This is a genomic window from Streptomyces sp. NPDC052042, assembly GCF_044548345.1.
In the GTDB taxonomy this organism is placed as follows: domain Bacteria; phylum Actinomycetota; class Actinomycetes; order Streptomycetales; family Streptomycetaceae; genus Streptomyces.
This window is the reverse complement of sequence record NZ_JBIUBU010000039.1, coordinates 19,713-39,027: the sequence shown is the minus strand read 5'-3', so window position 1 is coordinate 39,027 and position 19,315 is coordinate 19,713. Positions and strand designations below refer to the sequence as shown.

The following is a 19,315-nucleotide window of genomic DNA, read 5'->3' as shown; positions in this document are numbered from 1 at the left end:
GCCCCGGCCCGGTCGGCCTCTGCCAGCCGGGCCCGCGGCCCCGGACACTCAGCAGGAACTGCACGAAGACCGTCTGAGGCTGCTGCTGGAGGTCGGCCGACCGTGAGCACGGCGGTCCGGCCGCCCCGGCTGATCGGAGTCGGGTGCCGAGAGGGCTTCGGGCGCGGGCGCCTACGCACTCAGGGCCTGAGGAGTTGATCGAACTCCGTCACCTGCGTGCCGTGGCGCGTTCTCGTGTTCTCCAGGACGGCCGCCTTCAGGACATCGGTGTGCACGTCGGCGACGTCGCGGGGAGAGGTGACCTCGGGCGTGTGCTCGTAGTTCCAGACGACGGCGTCAAGGAGGACCGGTGCCGTGAACCGCCATCCCCGCAGCAGGATCACCTGGGAGATCGCCGGATAGGGCGTGTGGACCGGATCGCCGAGCCAGCTGAGGAGCGCGGGCCGCAGGACACTGAAGTCCACACCGGCCCTGCCCAACGCCCGCAGGACGGCGGGAGCGAGAGGCGGCCCGTTGCGGTCCGGGTCCAGCCCGACGAGCTCGTCCCACAGCCGCACCGCGTCCATGACGGTCGCCCGCGCGTCACGTGCCCTCCCCTCCTGGTCGAATGCCTCGGCGGCGGCGAAGAGTTCCCGCGCGAGTTCAACCGACGCCGCCTGCGGGCCGTTGCTCTCGTCCCGCCGGAGGACGTGCACCGACCCGGCCGCCGCGGGCAGGGCCACCGTGACCAGGACGGCCAGCAAAGCGCGTCGGCGGGTCGTCCTCACCCGCTGCCTGCTCGACGACGTGTCGATGGCGGCCGCATCAAGGTGCCCGAGCGGCACCTCGGGCGACGACGGCGTCCCCGTGGAACCGGGACGGGGAGCAGTGGTGCGGGCCGGCGTCCGGGCGCCCACCCCGGACGGCGCACCGACGGACGCACCGCCGCCCACCGAAACCGGATCGGCCCAGCGGTGGGCCACCGCGGGAGGCGAGGCCGCAGCCCGCGACCGGAGAGGACCCGGCCTGACGGTACGCAGGGCGGCGCCGGCCTCTCCTGGCGGCGGCGGATCCCCCCTCAGGACGGTCTGGTACACGCTCCGGAGCTCCTCACCGGGGTCGGCGCCCAATTCTTCGGCCAGCCGTCGTCGGACGACGCCGTAGCGGTCCAGAGCCTCCGCACCCCGCCCGGCCGCGTGCAGCGCCTGGATCAGCACGCATTCCAGGGGCTCGGCCAGCGGATACTCGGCGGTGAGATCGGGCACCGCGGAGATCACCGCGGTGGGACGGCCGAGCCGGAACTCCGCCTGCGCCCACCACACCACCGCGTCCAACCGCCGCCGATGGCAGCTTGCCCGGATCTGCGCGGCCCATTCACCCGAGAGACCGGCCAGGGGTTCTCCACGCCACAGGCCCAGAGCCTCGGCGAGCGCCGCGGCCCGGGCCTCGTCATCACGCTGCCGGTCGGCGCCCTGCTCGACCAGTCGACGAAACCGGTGAAGATCCACCAGCTCAGGGTCGACGTCCAGCACGTAGCCAGCGTGCCGACGTTCTATCCGCGCCGTCGTCCCGCCCCCGGGGGCGGCCGCCTGTCTCAGCAGCCCTCGGATCCTGCTCAGGTGCGCGTACAGCACAGGCCGGGCGCTGGCGGGCGGGTCGTGGTCCCAGACCCGGTCGACGAGTGCCTCTAACGCGATCGGTTTTCGGGCGTCGACGACCAGCGCGGCCAGCACCACCTGCTGCCGCGGCGTCCCCACGTCGAGCGGCCGGCCCGCGGAGCGCACCTCGATCTCCCCCAACAGCCGGAAGTCCACACGTCCCCCCGTGTGATCAGCAGCGCATGCAAGACGTCCCCACTTCCCATGCTGGCTGGCCCGCAAGGTGACCGCAAGGTCGGTGCACAGGCCGCGACGCCAGGGTGGGGACGTCCGGGCCGACCGGCTCGGCCCGAGCGCCACGGAGACGTTTTGCCGCCGGGCACTGCGGTCGGATCCGAACGGCGTCCGACGGGAGGAGACCGCGGCGATACCGGGGGATGAGGCCGCTCGCGCTCCGTCCCGCTCCGCCGCTCCGGCGACGACGAACGCCGGGCATTCGAAACTCACGGAGGAGAACACCATGTGGATACCCCTCGCCCTACGGCCCCACCGTCCCGGCAAGACCACAGCATCGGCCGCACCGTCGATGCCGGCCGGGGGTAGATGCTCTCGCCTCACTCCGGCGGCCATGGCAGCGGCCTTGGTGTTCGCCGTCTTCGCGGCGCTCGCGCCTACGCCCGCTCAGGCGGCGGAACCCACCCGCTACGAGCTCGTGAACTCCCGGACCGGGCTGCGCGCTGACGTCATGTGGGCGTCGGCCGATCCGTACACCGGCGTCTTCCTGTGGCCGGACAACGCCAGCGCCTCCCAGGAGTACGAGCTGCTCGACAGCGGAAACGGCTACTTCCGGATCAAGACCCGGCACTCTGGCCAATGCCTCATGCTCGACTGGCGTTCGGGGTACTACGAGAACGGCACTCGCGTCATCCAGTACCCCTACTGCGACGCTGGCTATGCGCCGGCCGAATGGACCATCACCTGGGCGCGGCCGAGCTGCACGGGACAGTGCTTCCCCACGACCATGCTCCTGAAGAACCGGGCCACTGGCAGGTGCCTGGACGCGGCGGCTCCGTCCGGCACGCCCGGCCAGCAGGCCCCCTTGCAGCAGTGGGACTGCATCTCCAGGGACGACGAGTGGAACACGGGGAACCAGAGCTGGACCCTCCGACAGCTCAACAATTTCCCCCACATCCCCTGAACGGCGCGCGGCGCCGGCGGTGGCCCCGTCCCGCGCCGTTCGCCGCCCTGACGTGAAACGGCCCTCCACGGCCCTCGCGACGGCCGTGGAGGGCCCCAGGCCGTAAAGACCGCGACCGCGCCCCCCCGCTGCTGGCGGAAGCCGACGTCCGACCGGCAGGTGCTGTGCGAGACCCCCGCGCCGAGTCGTGCGCTCCATGATCGCGGACCGGTGGCCCGCCAGTCCGGCGCCACGGCCGCGATCGCAGTCGGAGCGGCCCGCAGGCTCTCCCCGACCAGGGCCAGACGGTTCAGTCCCGTGATCGCTCCCAGCACCTTCGCGGAGTCGGCAGAGCGGTCGCCGGGGACTTCGCGATGGTTGCCCGGCGCCGATGGGAAAGGCGGCGCCCAGCGATGGTCAGGGGGAGGCCGTGGTGGGCATCTCCACGGCGGACACGGCCTCCCGGAGCCGACGTGCATCCGGCTCGTCCGCTACCACGACGTTCCTGCTGCAGGGGACTTCTCCCAGCGCACGGTTCTTCTCCTGGCTGATCGCGCCCGTGACTGACAGCACGTCACACGTAGCAGCCTGTCGTCTTGAGATGTCCGCCGTCGTGCTTCAACACCTCATTGGGCCTTGGCACACGGCCAGAGCATGCCGTTCGCGGTGTGGATGACCACCCAGCGCCCGGGTCTCGGGGCGCCGATGACCTTGACGTGTTCGATGCCCGGCGTGTCCGGTGAATCAGCCCGCTGAGCGATGTCCCCACGGTGGAAGGATTGGAGCGGTACCGAGAGTGCGGGCCACTCGGCCTCTTCCTCTTCCAGAGAGGCTCCGCTGAGTTCATCCTGCGCGGACGGCGGCACCAGGGGCGTGCCTTCGTACCGCAGCCAGGCCCACGGTTTGTAGTCGACTTCGGACCCGAACCCCATGCCGCCGCCGCCCATAACCAGCTCCTTCGTCGTTCCCGTCTCCATGACCATCGGGATGGCGTACAGCCCGGAGTTTTGCAGCACGTTGCGTATTCTGAGAAACATCCAGACGTTCCTGAGCTGCCTGAGCGCTTGGATCAGTGAGACAACGAAGGCCAGTGTGAGGGCCATTCCGCCGACGCGCCCGTACCACGTCGAGCCGGTCAGGGCGTTCAGCGCCATCGCCTCGGGGATGAGGGCCGACGACCACAGCAGTCCCCGCCGGGCAGCACTCCTGAGACGCCGGTAGCCGCCGTCGGCTTTGTATGCCTGAAGTCTGGGGCTCTGCGAGCGAGGCGTACCCGGCCAGCGCCCTTGGGAGTCGGCCTGACGGAAAGCGCGCACCTGCGACTTCTGCCACTCCACGGTGCCCGCGTTGTGGGACAGGACGAACGACACGCCACCGTCCGAGGTGTCGGCTCGCAGGTCCTCCTCCTTGAAGCGCTGTGCGCGGGCACGGACATCGCTCCGCGCGATGTCCGCGAAACTGTACAGCTCTGCGGTGACGGGTGTGCCCTCGCTCGCCCCGGCGATCTCGTCGCGGTGGGTTGTCAGGATCGCGTTGAGCCTCGGCAGGCGGACGTGTAGGACGCCGCTGAGGTCGGTGTACGTGGCCAGCCGGGCCCGATTCCCGTCAGGGTGCGTGAGCACGGGACGCACGTCGAACGGGGCGGCGTCATCATTGGCGCGGACCGGACCGTCTGCCGTTGTGTCGGCCGGCCACACCGGGCGTCGTGCCAGGGGGATGGTGCCGGCCCCGGCCTCTGTCTTCATGTGCGGAGTCTGCCCGGACTCCCGGAGCCGTCCGTGGACGTACTGGTAGACGTCATACGCCGTCGCATAGCCGCCCCGGCCGGGAGCGCCGGATCGCAGCCCCGTGACCAAATACCGGGTGAAGGGGCTTGCTGCGCCCGCTTTCCGGGCGTCGGCGGAGGTGTCGGCCTGGCCGGAGCTGGTCATCACGAATCTGCCGCGCCCCGCCAGCTTGGCTGCGGGATCCTGCCCCTTCACGGCGGCGGCGCCGCTGAAGCAGCAGTCCAGGACGACGACGGTCGACCGTGCCGCGCATCCGTCGATCAGACCGTTTATGAACTCAAGCTCGACAGAACGTGCCTGAAGGCGCCCGGTCGTGGTGTCGCGCGCGCACAAGCGCAGCCTGTTGCGAAGGTCGAGGAGGCCGTGCCCGCTGTAGTAGAGGAAGAGCTGTTCGTGCGGCAGCGCGCTGTCGAAGAACTCCTCCAGTTCGTCCCTGATGCGCTGATTGGTCTCCTCCAGAACCGTCTTCACGGCGTCAGCCTGGTGCAGGCCGGTCTCGGGGTCTGTCAGAGCCTCGGCCAGCAGGGGGACGTCTACCGGTGGCCCCAGGAGGATGCGCAGATGGTCGGGGTCACCGGGGAACTCGGAATTGCCGATCAGAAGAGCCCGGTATGCCCTCCCCGGGTCAGCCGTCATGGACATCGTTCCGGTCGGACGGTTCGTCGCCGGCCGCGGAGCCCCCCGCTGCCGCGTGCAGCCCGTGCTCCAGCGCGCTGCGGAGGGTTTCGTTGTCGATGGTGACGCCCGTCACGGTGACTTCGCCGCGGTGGCCGTCCACGGTCCAGGTGAGACGCACGCTCCGCCCCCGATCACGCTTGAGCCACGCGGCGAGCGCTGTCACGACACCCGCGACGATCCCGGGGCCGGCGAGGTGGAGCACCATGCCGGAGAGCGCTCCCTTGGTTCCCGGGACCGGCTCGGAGCGACGCTCCAAAGGGCCCGCCGCCTCTTCGAGCGCTTTGTGCAGGAGAACTACTTGGCTCCGCCAGCGGTCGTCGTCTTCGTCGAAGCGGTCGCTCCGAGCCTCTAAGCGAACCTCCGGCATGGTTGCGCCCTCCCCGTCATCTCGTCTCAAGCCGTTTGTACACGAGACGTGCGCCACCTGGCAGCCCCGTGCCGCCCTGCGACGGCGCAAGGCGCCAGACCAGAGCGGTCCCCCGCCCACGGGGGGAGCCTTGGCCTCGATCCGCCGATGCGCTCGGAAGGTGATCGCTGGTCTCGAGGCTCAGCCCCGCTGGCCGGGCGCCTCGCCCACCACGTCCGATCTCGCGGGCGGTCAGGATCATCCGGAACCCGGTGCGGACCAGCTCTTGGTCGTCGGCGATCACGACCCGGGGCCCGAGCCGGCCGATCGAGGGTGCGTCCGTCACGGCCGGCCCAGCGGGATGCGCGCGGCCCCGGAAGCCGCCGCCGATGCGGCGCCGGATGTCGAGCTCGCCGCCGTAGTCGGCGACCCGCTCGCTCAGGCCGGGCAGTCGCGATGACGGTGACCTCGGTCTTTGGGCTGGGCGTGGTCAGCGGAACCATCGGCGTCCCGGTCGGGATGGTGGCCCATCGGCTGATCGTCGAGCACATCAAGATCCTGGTGTTCTCGGAGTCGGTGATCAATGTCCGGCACACCCAGTGCTGGTCGCCGTCGCCCTGGCAGGCGTCTTCATCGCCGTCCTCGGCGCACTGCTCCCGTCCCGCAAGGCGGCACAGTTGCCGATCGCGGAGGTACTGCACAACGAGTGACGCACGCCCTGCCGGCCCAAGCGGCGAGCCGGGGGACGTCGCCCGGCCCGGTCGCGCGGGGGCTGGGGATGCCGTCGCCCGGCCGCTCTGCGTTCTGCAGTGCGGCGAAGTCGGCGTGGGCCGCTTCGACGGCTTCGGTGTACGCCTGGGCCTTCTCGTGCCCGGCGAGCGCCCGGTAGATGCTGGCCAGGGAAGAGTTCCGGCCTTTGCGCTCGCCGGTGGGGATGATCAGGTCGGGTCGGACCTGCTCGATGGACTCGCCGCTCGCCCGGCACCGGAGAACGGTGTGCAGCATGTCGTCGGTGATGACCGCGGGCCGGCCGCCGTGCTTGCCCTTGCGGGCCGCGGTGTCGAGCCCTTCCACCTGGAGGCGACGACGGTCACCGGGGTGGCGGCCATCAGCGGCACCATCGTGGTCGTCGCCGCGTCGGAGACCTTCCGCCGGCCGGACGGCGGGCGCTCCACGCCTGAAGCCGCGGCCGGCTCGGACGCTGCGGATCTCGCCGGCGCCCGCCCCCTGCGGCGCGGCCACCGTTCGTATGCTTGTCCACGGGCGGTGGCGCACTCTCCCCCCGGACCTCGGGCGGCACCGCGCGCTGCGGAACTGGGGGACAGACATGCGGAAGAGGCGCCCTCTCTCGGCGATCGGCTACTTCCTGATGGGCAGCGCGTGCCTGCTGATCGCCGTGGTGATGACGGCGGGCACACGTGACGTGGTCAGCCTGGTCCCGATCGTGCTCCTGGGCGTACCGGGCGCGATGCTGACGTTCCGCGCGCCGGTGTTCAGTGTCTCCTACGGGCCGGCCGGGGTGAAGTACTCCGGGATGCTCGGGACGCGCTCCCACGCGTGGGCGGACGTCCTGGAGGTGCGGGTGGCCGTCCTGTCGGGCAACGTCTACCAGTCCGACGTCCCGGAGCTGGTGCTGGCCTCCGGCGGGACGGACCAACTGCTGATGATGGCGGGCCACAGCTGGGGCCGGGCCCGGAACCGGCGGGTCGTGCGGCTGGTGGCCGAGCTGGAGGCGGCGCGCGTGGCCGCGTCCTGACGCGGTCGCTTCCACCGGCGGCGCGCGGCACCGGCAGTCTCCCGATACCGGTTTCCCGACGGTCTCCCCGGGGCGCGGGCGTTGGGTCATGGTGGGCTCGGAGCGGACGGCACGGTAGCGGTTGTCGGGCCAGGCTCGGCGGCAGATTTTGACCTTGGTGATAACTACCGCGCCGAGGTGATGACCGTCGCGCTTCGGCACAGCCGTTGTGACCGAGCACCGTAGCTGGCCCCGACGGGTAGCTGCGATGCACAGACGCGGGCAGGTGCTCGGGCGGCATGGTCGAGGGCCGCAGCTGGTCGCTCGTCGTTCAGGGCATTGGGTCCCAGGGGTCGTCGGACGGTTCGGGATCTTCGGGGCGGAGCATTCGACGGACGCGGCGCAGAAGTCCCGGTTCGCCTGGAGGGCCTGTCGGCGCCGCCGGGTGGTGCGCCGCGGCTGCTGGCCGGCCGGCTCACCGACCGCCTGGAGGAGACCGGCGGCAAGGCCCTGGGGACCGCCAGTACGGCTGGCTGATCCGGCGGGGCCTGGTCCAGCGGCCGTCCTGCTCGGACCGGCGCTGCGACGGCGGGATCCGGCTGGGTACCGGGACCGGGTGCGAGAACTGCCAGAACGTGACGGAGGCGGAGGACGTCATGTGGCGCCGCGAGCAGGCTCGCGAACAGCACGCCCGGCGTGATGCGGCTCGTGCGGCTGCCCAGGAGCGGGCGGACCGCCAGAGCGCGGCGTAACCGGCGCCGTCTGTTCCGGGTAGGGAACGGCGGCGGCCCGTCACCCAGCCCGACGGCACCTTGGAAGACAGCATCCGTGCCGCCCTCGCCTGCAAACGCCGGGGCGCACCCGTACCGGCGGCCGCGCCGCGGCTTTCCAAGGCGTCATGACTTCCACGGCAGCCGGCAGCCGGCGGGCGGTCGGGGTCATCCATTCGACGTGCCGCCCGAAGCCGGCCGAACCGGCGTCTCCGCCGGGTCGGCCGCCACTGCCCGCCGAACCCGGCACCGAGGACAGCGTCATCCGTGGCCGCCACACCGCCCGTTGACGGATTCGGCCAGAAGATCGGTTTACCGTCATTGACCAGCGAACCGGCGGCGACGCGGCCGGACTCCGGCTCATCGTCGCTCTCCGGCCGCTTCTCGCTCGTCGACCTGGGTCACGTCTGATGGTCTGGGTGTTCTTCCCTGACACGTTGTGAGCGGTAAGACGGTGGGCGTTACATCGTGATGTCTGTTATCCGCCAGCACGAGCGAGGGCTGTTCTGAAAACTCGGTACGTGAGCATCTCGGCCCCTCTGACACCAGTCGTGAGCATGGACACGCTGATCGCGCTCCTGATTTTCTTGTTCCCGCTCGCGTGCAGTCCTGGCCCCGGAAACGCGTTCTTCGCGGCGATCGGTGCATCGAAGGGACTGCGCGCCGCTACGCCTGCACTCGCCGGGTACCACGTCACGACCCTCGTTGTGACCGCGGCGATCGGGATCGGGATGGGTGTCACCATCCTCGAGCATCCGTTGCTCACGAAGCTGCTCAGCTCGGTCGGGAGCCTGTACGTGCTGTGGCTGGCGGTGACGTTCATTTGTGCCGCTCGGGCGGAGGGAGAGGACGCGGCGGATGCCGCACCGGTCAGAAAGCAGCGGATCGGGTTCTGGGCCGGCGCGGTCGTCCTGCTGCTGAACCCCAAGGCGTACTACATCATCACGGTGATGTTCACGCAGTTTCTTATGCCGTCTGCCAACCACGACATCGCCACGGTGCTGGTCATCACAGTCGTCTTCACGCTGAACAATCTCGCCGCCTTCATCGTCTGGGCGCTCGGCGGCCGGGCCCTCACCGCCCTGTTCCGCAGTGAACGGTCGAAACGATGGATCGATTACTCGTTCGCCGCGACCCTGATCGGAGTTGCGATCTGGATGGCGGCACCGCTGTTCAACGGGCACTGAGCCTCCGCCAACTTGAAGTCACGGGTCAAAGGGTTGGTGTGACCGATCCTCGGGGTACTCGTGCTGGTCACGGGTGACTGTCTGAGTAGTAGATCGTCCGTCCGCGCGGTCGGCGCCTGAGTCGAAAGGCGGTCGACGGGATCCTCTTGTGCAGGGGATCATGCGTAGGTGTCGCCGATCGAAGCCGCAACCGATGACCTGCAGGACCTCGCTGTTCTCTGGAGTATCGGCGAGGACCTTGCTCACGATGTCGTCGAGGCTGCCTGCGCGGCACTCGTTGCCGGACTAGACAGCCCGGCACTGCGCATTCTGGCCGGATACACCCGTGCCGAGGCGGAGTACGACGTTCCCGACCTGCTTCCCGTCGTACTCGACGACCTGGACCTTGTGTTCTACCCGCGCGACAGCGAGGCCGGGCAGGACGCTGCCGTGCGGGCGCTCGCGCACCAGATGCTGGCGGGCCGGCTGACGCCGCGAGAGCTTGCTATGCGCATCCACCAGCGGTTCGGCCACCAGCTACCCCTGGCCGAGCGCCTTGCTGAGCTTGATGACGAGTACGACACCGTCGAGTACGGGAACAGGACGTTGGCCCGGATCGATGCCGAGGCCACGGCCGAAGCTCAGCGTCTGGCGCATGGTCGGCCCGGCCAGAACCGACATTCGTAGCGATTTAAGCCCTGAGCAAGCGGTCGTCAGCAGAAGCAGGTAGCTGAACTGTCCGGTTCTTGCTCGCCGTGGTCCGGCTCCGGCCCGTGCGCAGATCCGCGCGCGGGCCGGACGACTGCCGACCCGGCCCGCAGGCCGGAGAAACCGAGGACACCGTGCCCGCCGAACCCATTTCTGTCCCCGCCCACGAGCAGCGCGCCGCCCCCGGCCGCCAGTCCGCCGACGGCGTGGACCAGGCCCCGCAGGCCCCCTCCATCACCCCCTCCATGGCCACTTCGCCCGCCCGGCGCGTATCCGCAGGTCAGCCCCGGAAGTCAAGGTCCCGCGACGCGTTCGACAACCCTCCTTCATAGGGCCTGTCCGACGGATCTTGGGTGAACGTCATCAGAAGACTTGTGACCAGGGGGTTTGCATCGTTCTTTCGCCAGGCGACAGCAACTCGGGTGCGAGCGGTGTCGGGGCCGAGCGCACGGAACGCGACGCCTTCGAGGCGGATGCGTTGGATGCTTGCCGGGGCCACGGAGACGCCCAACCCGGTTTCCACCAGCGCGCACACCGTCTGCCATTCCACCGCGTGCAGGGTGATCTGGGGTGTGAAGCCGGCCGTGACGCAAAGGCCGGTGATCTGGTCGTAGAGCCCGGGGCCGACCTCGCGGGGCAGGAGCACGAAGGGTGAGGTGGCCAATTGGGCTAGCTGCACGGTGTGTTGTGCTGCCAGGGGATGCTCTGCTGGCAGGACGGCGACGAAGGGCTCGTTGAGTACGGTCTCGAAGCCGATCTCTGTCTCGTTGGAGGGCGGTTCGCGCAGCAGGCCGATGTCGATGCTCTCGGCGTGGAGGGCCGTGAGCTGGGGTGCGGTGGTCATTTCGCGGATGTCGAGGTGAACGCCAGGGAACTGGTGGCGGAAGGTGCGCAGCAGTTCGGGCAGGACGGTCAGGGCGAGGGAGGCAGCGAAGCCGATCCGAAGGTGACCAGCCTGCCCGCTGCCGATGGCGCGTGCTGCGGCCAGGCCGTCGGCGAGGTCGGTCAATGCCCGTCGGGCCGCGGGCAGTAGTTCGCGGCCGGCCGGAGTGAGCGACACACTTCCCGGCTCTCGACGGAGCAGGGCATGGCCGACCTTGGCTTCGAGGCGGCGGATCTGCTGGCTCAACGGGGGTTGCGCGATGCCGAGTCGGGCGGCTGTGTGGCCGAAGTGGAGTTCCTCGGCGAGCACGACGAAGGCGTACAGCTGGGCAAGGGGAAGTTCGGGACGATCCATACGCTCAGAGATATCAGATCCTGGCCATGGGAGTATTAGACGTATCTTTGCTGCTCGCTTAGCGTTCGGCGCATGACGGAGCGACGCGCAATCCTCAGCGGTTCAACCTTTGAGGAACAAATCGGATATGCCCGTGCCGTGGTCGACGGCGAGTGGGTGCATGTGTCCGGGACTACCGGCTTCGACTACTCCTCGATGACCATCTCCGACGATGTGGTGGAGCAGGCCAGGCAGTGTCTGCGCAACATCGAGGCGGCGCTGTCCGAGGCGAAGTGCACCTTCGCTGACGTAGTGCGAGTGCGCTATCTACTGCCCGAACGTGAGGACTTCGAGTCTTGCTGGCCGGTGCTGCGTCGGGTCTTCGGTGAGGTACGGCCGGCCGCCACGATGCTCATGTGCGGCCTGGCTGACCCTCGCATGAAGATCGAGATCGAGGTATACGCGCGGCGGGTCACCGCGTAACACCTGCACGGTCAGATCCAGGGAGGCAGGGACATCGTGCCCGTTGACGGGCGGGGAAACGTGACCCCGCAGAGTGGGTCCGGCTGAGACCACTGCTGTCTGCCGGCGGTCGCCCCGGCAGACAGCGCGCTGGGAGCCGGCCTGGCCCACGCCGCGCCTACCGCAGCCCGCTCCGGGCGAGCAGAGGGTTGCACCGGAGGGTGGCTGAACCCTTGGCTGGACCGTTGCGTCCAGCGGGGGACCGACGGTGTGACCGGAGGTGGGAGCCGGGCGAATCGGACACCACGCGTTTGTGCAGATCACCACCTATGGGCAAGCCGGTCACGCACGCCGACACCTCTTTGCCACGCAGTAGCCGTGGGAAAGAGGCGCACCTCGCAGCCGGGGCCAGCCGCCCGGACCGCGTTGTCGGTGGCGGCTGCAACGCTGATCAGATGAACGGCGATGAGCAGCTGCTGAACGGCCGGGTCTACGGCGCCGACCACGACGACCCCCACCCCGGCCCGCTCCCGCACCGGACCTACGCCGAACTGGTCGGCGGCCCGCTGGACGGCCTGCTGCTCGACATCCACGGGTGGCGGACCGAGGAAGTCGACGACGGCGTCGCCCTGACCACCGAGCTCTCGCGGTGGCCCGGCGGCCGCGCCCTGTACGACCCGCGCCCCGGCGACCCCCGCACGCCCGGCCCGGGTGTGAGCTGCCGCTTCTACTACTGCGGCGACACACCCTGACCACGGGCCCGACCACGGCGGGTCAGGAGTCGGCGATGCGGTCGAAGCCTTCGATCATCGGGGTCAGTTCCTGTGCGCAGCCGCACAGTGTGCACAGCCGCGTCCCAGGCTCGCGGTGGAGGAGGACAGCAGTGGAAGTAGGCTCCTTCCGGCTCGCACCGGCATGGGTGTGCGGGCAAGGCCCCGGTCCCCGCAACAGCGGGACGCAGTACGGCCGGGGCCGCCATCTCCCCCTTCCAGTGTTCCTTCCCCGCTCGCGGGCCCCGCGCCCGCCCGCGGAGCAGCGGTCCCGGCCGCCCGACCGCGAAATGCCCAGGTGTCCGGAACCACCGAAAGCATGAGCGGCACCCGATACGGAAGGAGCCATGACCGATGGCTGACGTGTACTGGACGGCAGAAGCGGAGTGCGGTGACTGCGGATGGGCCGGTGACGCACAGTTCGAGGACGGCACCGCAGCCGAGTCCGGCCACGACTGCGAGGACGACAACTGACCCCCGGCGGCGCCCCCGAACTCGGGGGCGCCGCCATTCCGGGACTGAGGACCAGCGGCGGCGAGCTTGCCGCGGTTTTCAGAGGCGGATGCCGGAGAGGCGGGAGAGCCGCTTCAGTTCCGGGTTGGCGCGGCGGTGCAGGGAGGCCAGGACGCGCAGCACCTCGCGGCCCATGGGATGGATGCGGGCCATCTGGGGTGCCGAGTCGAACGCATGGGACAAGTTCCCGAGTGCGCCGTCACGGTTGCCGAGGTCGAGTTGGGCGCGCGCGACGTTGATCCGGGTCGGTGCGACCCGGGTCGGCGGCAGACCTTCAAGGGCTTCGCCCAGGTCGTCCGTGAGAGCGAGCGCGTAGTGCGGCCGGCCGAGGTCGACCTGCGTCGCCGGCACGTGCGTGAACGTGTTCTGCGGCCCGAACGTGAGGCCGTGAGCATCGACATCGCGCGGGAACGAGCCAGCGGCACGCCACGCGGACTCGATGTGCCGCTGCGCCTCGCGTTTGCCGTCGGTCTTGTCCTGGAGCCGTCCGGCGAGTGTCATCCCGCGCAGGTTCAGGATGCCCACGGCAAGGTCGCGGTCGGCTGCGCTGAGCGGGGCCGACTGCGCGGCGGCGATGGCCCGGTCGACGACGACCAGGCCGCGCTCGACGTCTCCGAAATTGAGGTAGGCGCCCGCGCGGTCGCGGGAACTGAACGCCTCGGCGACGGGGTTGGGCTGCTGCTCGACGGCCCACCGCTGCCGTGTCACCGCGAGCTCCGCCATGTCCATCCAGCGGTGCCGCGCGGCGAGCCAGTAGACCGTGCTGTACACGTCCGCGAGCGCGGACCACGCCTGTGGTGTGTTGGCTGTGTGCGCGTACGTCGTGGCGCTGCGGAGCAGGCCGGGGAGCAGAGTGATCAGTGCGGCGACGTCCACGGCGTCGCGGAACCGGTCCGCTGTCTGAAGGCCTGCCCTGACGCGGTTCTCGGGTACGGTCCGCAGGTCGGGCATGTCGTAGTCGCGCATCGCGCATCGCGGACCGGAGCTGTGCGAGCAGTTGTTCGTCGTCGGCCGCGACCGAGGCGCGGCCGAGTACCTCGGCCATGCTCGTCCCGAACGCGTGGCCCAGGGCTGCGGCCACTTCGGGAGTCAGGGCGCGGTCTTCTACCTCGATCTTGCTGAGCAGTGAGGTGGACACGCTCGCACGGTCCGAGAGCTGGGTCTGGGTCCAGCCGCGGGCCTTGCGCAGCATCGCCACGTGCTCGCCCGGCGCCGGATCGATGATGGTGCCCATGGTGATCAGTCTCTCTGGTAGGCACGGCCCTTGATGCCATGCTCACAGGCAGACCGGTGCCCGCACACGTGTTGTGCAAACTCTGTGCAAGTCGGTGCGGCACCGGGGGCGTTGACTGAAGTGAAAGACCCCGCGGCCGCCGTTACGGCCCGGGGCGTGGCCATCAACCGGATGGAGTTGACGGCATGGCCCACGCTAACGCCCGCCCGCAGACCCGGGCACAAAGAAGGCTTCTTCCTGCCTCCGGACGCCACCCAAACCCACAACCGCACCCCGTACCGTGCTCCTCAGCTCGGGCCGAGAGGCGGCGAAGGGCCGCATGAACGTAGCGCGCCCCCGCCGCACGGGGCACCCCGGCTACAACGTGGTCCTGCCACGAGAACCGAAAACAGCGACCGAGGCCCGGAGCCTGGTACGCGTGTCCCTGTCCGCCTGGGGACTGGACCACGCCACGGACCCGGCCGAACTCGTGATCTCCGAACTCGTCGCCAACGCCGTCCGGCACGCACGCGGCCCCATGGTGCGCGTCATCGTCGAACGCCCCGCACACGACCAGGTCTACCTCGGCGTCGTCGACCGCGCCCCGAACGATCTGCCACAGCGGCAGACACCGCACGCCGAGGCCGCACAGGGCCGAGGACTGCTGATGCTGGACGCGTTCACCACCCGATGGGGCTACGACCGGTTAGGCCCTACGCCACGCTTCTGGGGCAAACGCGTATGGGCAGTGCTGCCATCAAAGGCGGACACATGAGCAGACGACGGCCGAGCGTCGGCGACGAAGTGACCGACGGCCGGACCAGCGCGATCGTCACGGACATCCGTGACGGAGTCCTGTGGCTCCGCGCTCCCGGCCGCGCCCCTGGCCCGCCGGCGATGAACAGCGCCTGAAAGTGACCAGGACGGGCCCAGCGAGCAGCCCGAGATCAGTAGACCCCCGCAGGGGCGCATCCCCGTGCGGGCCAGCGACCCTCAGGGCGGGCGCGGGTACGTGTACCCGTATGGCACGTGAACGGATCCAGTGGCCGGCTGTCGTGGACCGGGCCCGGCAGATCGTGGAGAGCTACGAGGGCGGCGTCACTCTGCGCCAGATCATGTACCGGCGCGTTTCCGAGGGCGTGCTGCCGCACACCCCGTCGATGTACCGGCGCCTGTCCTCCCACCTCGCCCAGGCCTGCCGGGAGGGCCGCTTCCCCGAGCTGATCGACGCACTGCGCGAGGTCCACGTCCCGTCGGCCTGGCCCGACGGGGGGCGCGTTCCTGCGCGAGAGCGCCGACTGGTTCCAGCTCACCGCCAACCCCGCCGAGTCCGAAGGCCTGTCCCGGATGCTCGACACCTGCGACATCTGACCCCACCGGGCAGCACCGGCCGGGAACTGCGCCCGGTAGGCCGCCGGAGTGCCGGACGAACCCTGTTCGCGCCCCGACTTGCCGCGGGGGGAGAGCAGGACCCCTCCGCCCAGGCACTCTTCCTCCGCGGCGACCCCACCACTCCGACCCCCAAGCGGCCATTGGCTCCGACCAGGGCACGGGCAGGCGTGACTTGAGCCGTTGGCCCTTTGGACGTCCGCCTTGCTGGAGGGTGCGGAGTCCGGTGCTCGGTGTCGCAGTCGGTGCCTGGAGTATCAGCCGGCCCCGGTAGCCCTTCGGTCAGCGGCTCGCCGCAGAGCCCGCGCTGCTCAGGTCGTGGTGGATGACGCGGGCCGCTCCTTCGATGGTGCCTATGCCGTAGTCCATGGTGCGGCTGCCAGCGGAGAGGACAGCCATGCCGTAGTCGTGACCGCCGCCGGTGAAGGCGCCCACACTGTGGACCCGCCATCCGCCGGTGGTGCGCGGCAGCCAGCCATTCTTGACGTGCACCGTTGCCGTGGCGGGTGATCCGGCGGGCACCCCCCACTTCTGGCCGGGCGTGACGCGATTCATCAGATCGAGGGCGTAGCCGCGCGACGCGGGACCGAGCACCGCGTTCTCCGTCGTCAGTAGCTGCATCAGCCGGAGCTGGTCGCTGGCGGTGATCTGGGTGAGGCCCCAACTCTTCCCGGAGCCGGGAACGGTATGCCGCATTTGTGTCAGAGCGAGGAACCTTCTGAAGCCGGCGGCGCCGATCTGGTGCCAGAGGGTCGAGGTGGAGTCGTTGTCCGACTTGCTGATCATGGCGGTGGTCAGTTCCACCTCCCGCGGAGTTAGTTTCCGGTGTGCCTCCTCGGCCTGCCGCAGCAGTGATCCGAGCACTGAAACCTTCACCACGCTGGCGGAGTCGAAATGCGTGTCGGACTTGAGTTCGCAGGTGGTTGCGGTGATCCGGTCGTACAAAGCCAGGGATGATGTGCCCTCTCGCCCGCCGAGAGCACTGGCGATGTCGCGGGAAAGCTCGGAGGCCAGGCCCGGACTCTTCGAGGTGCAGAAGACCTTCGCGTCCCCCGCCGTGGCACTGGCGGTGTCGGCCGAGGCTGGGGTCGCCATGGTCAATACGGTGAGCAAGGAGCTTGCGGTCAGGGCAGTGGCCAGAGAGCGCCGCGAGCAGGCCAATATTCGTGATCCATACATGAAGGCTGTGTCCTGTCCCGCTGCGTGTTGAAGGTCACCTTGCCGCGCGTTGTGGGGCCGGCCGAGGGTCGGCTTCCGCTGTGATTGCTGACAATCGCTCAGCCCAGCCGGGCTCCAGCAGATTGCCGCCCTGGTAACTGTCCGGGCTGCGGAGAATCGATGAGTGGGAGTCGGGGCTCAGTCGTACCGGATCGAATCCTAAGTATTCACATGCCAATGGCGATGATACGTGGCTCGCGATCGAACATTTTGGACATATGGGGCGAAGTGGGCGACGGGTGGGCTTTTATTTAGTGTGATATTCGCCAAAGTGCCCCGGAAGTGGCGCCCTCACGACCAGCGAGGTGGCAGGTCGGCTCACGCCCTGCGAGGGACGGGCGCTCAGGTAACGCTACGGGGACGCTGCGGAGAGCTCGAACCGCGCTTCCCACTCGGGCTCCAACGCGTTACGGACACGCGCCTGATGGCACCGGTCCATAATCACGGGAATACCCAGCGGCCTTTGCTTTCCATTAGCTTTCGGAATGTGCACGCGCCGAACCGGCAGCGGATTCCAGGACGAGCGCGTACGGTGCACACGCGCCGCCACATTCATCCTGGCCTCGGGCGACAGGGCAGTCTCCCCGTCGATCCCGGCCGTCCGACGCCCCGCGTTGCGCTGAGTCACCTGCCGCACGCTGATCAGCGTGTTCGACCATGACCTCAGCATCAATTTCTGCAAGGACCGGACCAGGGCCCAGTCCTCTTCCCGCGTCGCCTTGAAGATCCTCTGCCGCAGCCTCGCTACGTTGTCCTCGTGGTGACGCCACGCGACGTCGTCCCAGTCGGCAACGTCCTTGGGTCCGTTCACCGTGGTGTCCAACTTATCCCTCGGTTAGGAAGGCCCTCGGCCTTAGATTTCAAAGGCTCACCAGCCCACGTCAGCTCCCTTTCGGGACCGGCCGCCAGGACCGACATCCGGCCGGTTCCCCGTGACAGCCGCCTGGAGGGGCAACCACATGTCCCAGGTCCCGCTGCCTTTCGGCCGCCGGCATCCGCTTCTTGGGCTTCCTGTCCCGCCGAGGAGTTCCGCCCCTCTTACGATCGGCCTACCGAGCCGGAAAGCTCGGACCCCGACGGGGTTTCCACGTTCCGCGCACACGAGATACGGCCGGGGTGGGCGCCCCCTACACCCCGGGGCCAGCGGTGTTCCCACGGCCGGTAGATCGTCACCGGCCGCCGCTCGCCGCCTCCTCCAGCGGCCAGGCCCTGCACCCTGCTCCTCGTCCCGTCTCCCAAGGCTTGGGCTAACGAGGCATCAACGGGGGTTCACTTGCGTTCGCCCGTCCGGCCTACCCCTCGCCCGGTTGCTCCCCCGGACGGAGCGGGGGCCCTTGAGCTTCTTCCCTGGGCTTCGCACCCCCACAAGCGGGACCTGTGAGCGCACGCCAGGGCGGGGACTGATCTCGAACACTGATCAGGAACTACGCCACCGGTCTATAACCGGCCTCCAATCTGCGAGTTCACTCGAATACGCGACTTCGTGTCGCACCGATCAACGCCCACTACTCGTCGGACAAGTCGGTTGAGTACGGTATCCATCCCATGCCTGCGACCCCACCATGCACACGACATGACCCGAGGGCCGAACCGTCCCATCACCCACGAACGGGCGACACCACATCACCAGGAACAGGACTTAAGGCCCTCTCAGATCATCAGGAACCAGTGTGCTCGTGTGTCCAAGATCCGGGGGCAAGGCCCGGTCTTGCGACCGCCGGTGGCGGGGCGCCCTGGGTCTTTCTCGTGCGGCAACACACAGGACGACGGCAGCTCCTGCTTCCGGGGGTGATCAGGAGCAGGAGCAGTCCGCAGCCGGTTGGCGGGAGAGGCTCAGGCCGGGGTGGTGTCCGGGGGGTTCCTGGGGGTCCAGCCGCGCTGGGCGTAGGACAGGATGCCGGTGAGAGTGATCCTCAGCAGGGCGCGCAGCTCGACGTGGAGCGGTGCCCGGGACTCCGGCTCCTGGGTCCATCGGTAGAGAAGGCCCAGGTAGGCGTCCCGGAGCAGGTTGCCAGCGAGCATCGGGTCGACGTCGGCGGCCACTTCGCCGCAGGCCTGCCCGGCCGTGATCACCTGGGTGAACACGGAACCGGCGTAGTACGGCTCTTCCAGCAGCGGCTGGCCCGACTTGACCCACGCCGTGAGCATGACGCGGGTCAGGTTTTGCTCGGCCTCGTTGAAGTCGGCGAGCGTGGCCATGCACCGCTCAAGCTGCACCGTTACGTCGTCCTCCCGGGCCAGGGCCTTCGCCATCGCGTCCTCAAGGCTCATGCGCCGGTGTTCGGCCCACGTGGTGACCAGATCCTCCTTTTTCTGGAAGTGGTTGAAGAAGGTGCCACGGGCGACGTCGGCTCGCTCGGTGATGTGGTCGATGGTGGTGCCGTCGTACCCCTGTTCCGTGAACAGCTCCAGAGCGGCCGTGTACAGGTTGTCGTGCATGCGCCGCCTGCTGCGTTCGCGTCGGCCGATCGGTGGCTCCTCGCGAGTGTGCTCGACGGTCATAGGCTGTCTCCTTTTGCGCCCCTGAAGGGCTTTTTGCGTGATCCCCTTGGCGGTTGGCGAGTTCCCCCGGGCCGCGTGGGCTGCACGC

General features: G+C 69.2%; 17 protein-coding genes and 2 pseudogenes. 10 read left to right on the top strand and 9 right to left on the bottom strand.

The annotated features are described in order from the left end of the window. Positions 1-179 precede the first annotated feature (179 nt). On the bottom strand, positions 180-1,793 hold the full coding sequence (locus ACIHCL_RS34345) for a BTAD domain-containing putative transcriptional regulator (RefSeq protein WP_399868220.1): 1,614 nt from the start codon (positions 1,791-1,793) through the stop codon (positions 180-182). A gap of 412 nt (positions 1,794-2,205) precedes the next feature. On the opposite strand from ACIHCL_RS34345, the gene ACIHCL_RS34340 reads away from it, so the two are divergent. Continuing rightward, positions 2,206-2,775: an RICIN domain-containing protein gene (locus tag ACIHCL_RS34340; RefSeq protein WP_399868218.1), complete on the top strand. Its 570-nt coding sequence runs from the start codon at positions 2,206-2,208 to the stop codon at positions 2,773-2,775. Positions 2,776-3,380: 605 nt separating this feature from the next. Here the strand turns inward: ACIHCL_RS34340 and ACIHCL_RS34335 are convergent. Together ACIHCL_RS34335 and ACIHCL_RS34330 are read right to left on the bottom strand one after the other, a co-directional pair. After that, the gene (locus ACIHCL_RS34335; protein ID WP_399868216.1) at positions 3,381-5,177 is read right to left on the bottom strand and encodes a caspase domain-containing protein; all 1,797 of its coding nucleotides are present in this window, start codon (positions 5,175-5,177) and stop codon (positions 3,381-3,383) included. Then, on the bottom strand, positions 5,167-5,586 hold the full coding sequence (locus ACIHCL_RS34330) for a hypothetical protein (protein WP_399868214.1): 420 nt from the start codon (positions 5,584-5,586) through the stop codon (positions 5,167-5,169). The genes ACIHCL_RS34335 and ACIHCL_RS34330 overlap by 11 nt, the downstream gene beginning before the upstream one ends. Positions 5,587-6,892: 1,306 nt before the next feature. Between ACIHCL_RS34330 and ACIHCL_RS34325 the strand changes: the two genes are divergently transcribed. The 4 genes from ACIHCL_RS34325 to ACIHCL_RS34310 all read left to right on the top strand — a co-directional run bounded on the left by ACIHCL_RS34325 (position 6,893) and on the right by ACIHCL_RS34310 (position 9,923). Then, a complete protein-coding gene (locus ACIHCL_RS34325) occupies positions 6,893-7,321 on the top strand; it encodes a hypothetical protein (protein ID WP_399868213.1) in 429 nt (142 codons plus the stop codon). 1,016 nt (positions 7,322-8,337) lie between these two features. After that, positions 8,338-8,481: a hypothetical protein gene (locus ACIHCL_RS34320; RefSeq protein ID WP_399868211.1), complete on the top strand. Its 144-nt coding sequence runs from the start codon at positions 8,338-8,340 to the stop codon at positions 8,479-8,481. Between the two features lie 146 nt (positions 8,482-8,627). After that, entirely contained in the window at positions 8,628-9,257 is a 630-nt protein-coding gene (locus ACIHCL_RS34315) for a LysE family translocator (protein ID WP_399868209.1), read from the top strand. A 168-nt stretch (positions 9,258-9,425) separates the two neighbouring features. Then, positions 9,426-9,923 carry a hypothetical protein gene (locus ACIHCL_RS34310; RefSeq protein WP_399868208.1) on the top strand — a complete coding sequence of 166 codons (498 nt, stop codon included), beginning with the start codon at positions 9,426-9,428 and terminating at the stop codon, positions 9,921-9,923. Positions 9,924-10,224: 301 nt separating this feature from the next. Here ACIHCL_RS34310 and ACIHCL_RS34305 read toward each other — a convergent pair whose 3' ends face one another. After that, positions 10,225-11,181, bottom strand: a complete 957-nt coding sequence (locus ACIHCL_RS34305) for a LysR family transcriptional regulator (RefSeq protein WP_399868207.1) — start codon at positions 11,179-11,181, stop codon at positions 10,225-10,227. 72 nt (positions 11,182-11,253) lie between these two features. On the opposite strand from ACIHCL_RS34305, the gene ACIHCL_RS34300 reads away from it, so the two are divergent. Both ACIHCL_RS34300 and ACIHCL_RS34295 read left to right on the top strand, forming a co-directional pair. Continuing rightward, positions 11,254-11,643, top strand: coding sequence for a RidA family protein (locus ACIHCL_RS34300; RefSeq protein ID WP_399868205.1), 390 nt, complete (start codon positions 11,254-11,256; stop codon positions 11,641-11,643). Positions 11,644-12,077: 434 nt separating this feature from the next. Further along, the gene (locus ACIHCL_RS34295) at positions 12,078-12,374 is read left to right on the top strand and encodes a hypothetical protein (RefSeq protein WP_399868203.1); all 297 of its coding nucleotides are present in this window, start codon (positions 12,078-12,080) and stop codon (positions 12,372-12,374) included. Positions 12,375-12,944: 570 nt separating this feature from the next. Here ACIHCL_RS34295 and ACIHCL_RS34290 read toward each other — a convergent pair. Continuing rightward, entirely contained in the window at positions 12,945-13,871 is a 927-nt protein-coding gene (locus ACIHCL_RS34290; RefSeq protein ID WP_399868202.1) for an XRE family transcriptional regulator, read from the bottom strand. A gap of 31 nt (positions 13,872-13,902) precedes the next feature. Here ACIHCL_RS34290 and ACIHCL_RS34285 point away from each other — a divergent pair, with 31 nt between their 5' ends. Then, positions 13,903-14,034: a hypothetical protein gene (locus ACIHCL_RS34285; RefSeq protein WP_399868201.1), complete on the top strand. Its 132-nt coding sequence runs from the start codon at positions 13,903-13,905 to the stop codon at positions 14,032-14,034. Here the strand turns inward: ACIHCL_RS34285 and ACIHCL_RS34280 are convergent. Beyond that, positions 14,002-14,097 (bottom strand): annotated as a pseudogene (locus ACIHCL_RS34280) (helix-turn-helix domain-containing protein); the annotation flags it as partial. The gene ACIHCL_RS34285 and the pseudogene ACIHCL_RS34280 overlap by 33 nt on opposite strands. Before the next feature lie 361 nt (positions 14,098-14,458). On the opposite strand from ACIHCL_RS34280, the gene ACIHCL_RS34275 reads away from it, so the two are divergent. Both ACIHCL_RS34275 and ACIHCL_RS34270 read left to right on the top strand, forming a co-directional pair. Then, positions 14,459-14,893 (top strand): ATP-binding protein, encoded by a 435-nt coding sequence (locus tag ACIHCL_RS34275; RefSeq protein ID WP_399868200.1) that lies wholly within the window; start codon positions 14,459-14,461, stop codon positions 14,891-14,893. After that, on the top strand, positions 14,890-15,030 hold the full coding sequence (locus ACIHCL_RS34270) for a hypothetical protein (protein WP_399868199.1): 141 nt from the start codon (positions 14,890-14,892) through the stop codon (positions 15,028-15,030). Before ACIHCL_RS34275 ends, ACIHCL_RS34270 begins: the two co-directional genes overlap by 4 nt. A 759-nt stretch (positions 15,031-15,789) precedes the next feature. On the opposite strand, the gene ACIHCL_RS34265 is transcribed toward ACIHCL_RS34270, so the two are convergent. From ACIHCL_RS34265 to ACIHCL_RS34255, 3 genes and pseudogenes are all read right to left on the bottom strand, one after another. Beyond that, positions 15,790-16,602 (bottom strand): serine hydrolase, encoded by an 813-nt coding sequence (locus tag ACIHCL_RS34265; RefSeq protein WP_399868197.1) that lies wholly within the window; start codon positions 16,600-16,602, stop codon positions 15,790-15,792. 496 nt (positions 16,603-17,098) lie between these two features. Then, positions 17,099-17,536, bottom strand: a pseudogene (locus ACIHCL_RS34260) (reverse transcriptase N-terminal domain-containing protein); the annotation flags it as partial. 1,022 nt (positions 17,537-18,558) lie between these two features. Next, on the bottom strand, positions 18,559-19,227 hold the full coding sequence (locus ACIHCL_RS34255) for a TetR/AcrR family transcriptional regulator (protein ID WP_399868196.1): 669 nt from the start codon (positions 19,225-19,227) through the stop codon (positions 18,559-18,561). Positions 19,228-19,315 lie beyond the last annotated feature (88 nt).

Bases quoted from the DNA above. Each gene is read 5' to 3' on its own strand.
- ACIHCL_RS34255 (WP_399868196.1), bottom strand. From the start codon at position 19,227: ATGACCGTCGAGCACACTCGCGAGGAGCCACCGATCGGCCGACGCGAA.
- ACIHCL_RS34305 (WP_399868207.1), bottom strand. From the start codon at position 11,181: ATGGATCGTCCCGAACTTCCCCTTGCCCAGCTGTACGCCTTCGTCGTG.
- ACIHCL_RS34290 (WP_399868202.1), bottom strand. From the start codon at position 13,871: ATGCGCGACTACGACATGCCCGACCTGCGGACCGTACCCGAGAACCGC.
- ACIHCL_RS34330 (WP_399868214.1), bottom strand. From the start codon at position 5,586: ATGCCGGAGGTTCGCTTAGAGGCTCGGAGCGACCGCTTCGACGAAGAC.
- ACIHCL_RS34270 (WP_399868199.1), top strand. From the start codon at position 14,890: ATGAGCAGACGACGGCCGAGCGTCGGCGACGAAGTGACCGACGGCCGG.
- ACIHCL_RS34275 (WP_399868200.1), top strand. From the start codon at position 14,459: ATGAACGTAGCGCGCCCCCGCCGCACGGGGCACCCCGGCTACAACGTG.
- ACIHCL_RS34335 (WP_399868216.1), bottom strand. From the start codon at position 5,177: ATGACGGCTGACCCGGGGAGGGCATACCGGGCTCTTCTGATCGGCAAT.
- ACIHCL_RS34315 (WP_399868209.1), top strand. From the start codon at position 8,628: ATGGACACGCTGATCGCGCTCCTGATTTTCTTGTTCCCGCTCGCGTGC.
- ACIHCL_RS34265 (WP_399868197.1), bottom strand. From the start codon at position 16,602: ATGGCGACCCCAGCCTCGGCCGACACCGCCAGTGCCACGGCGGGGGAC.
- ACIHCL_RS34295 (WP_399868203.1), top strand. From the start codon at position 12,078: ATGAACGGCGATGAGCAGCTGCTGAACGGCCGGGTCTACGGCGCCGAC.
- ACIHCL_RS34300 (WP_399868205.1), top strand. From the start codon at position 11,254: ATGACGGAGCGACGCGCAATCCTCAGCGGTTCAACCTTTGAGGAACAA.
- ACIHCL_RS34340 (WP_399868218.1), top strand. From the start codon at position 2,206: ATGGCAGCGGCCTTGGTGTTCGCCGTCTTCGCGGCGCTCGCGCCTACG.
- ACIHCL_RS34325 (WP_399868213.1), top strand. From the start codon at position 6,893: ATGCGGAAGAGGCGCCCTCTCTCGGCGATCGGCTACTTCCTGATGGGC.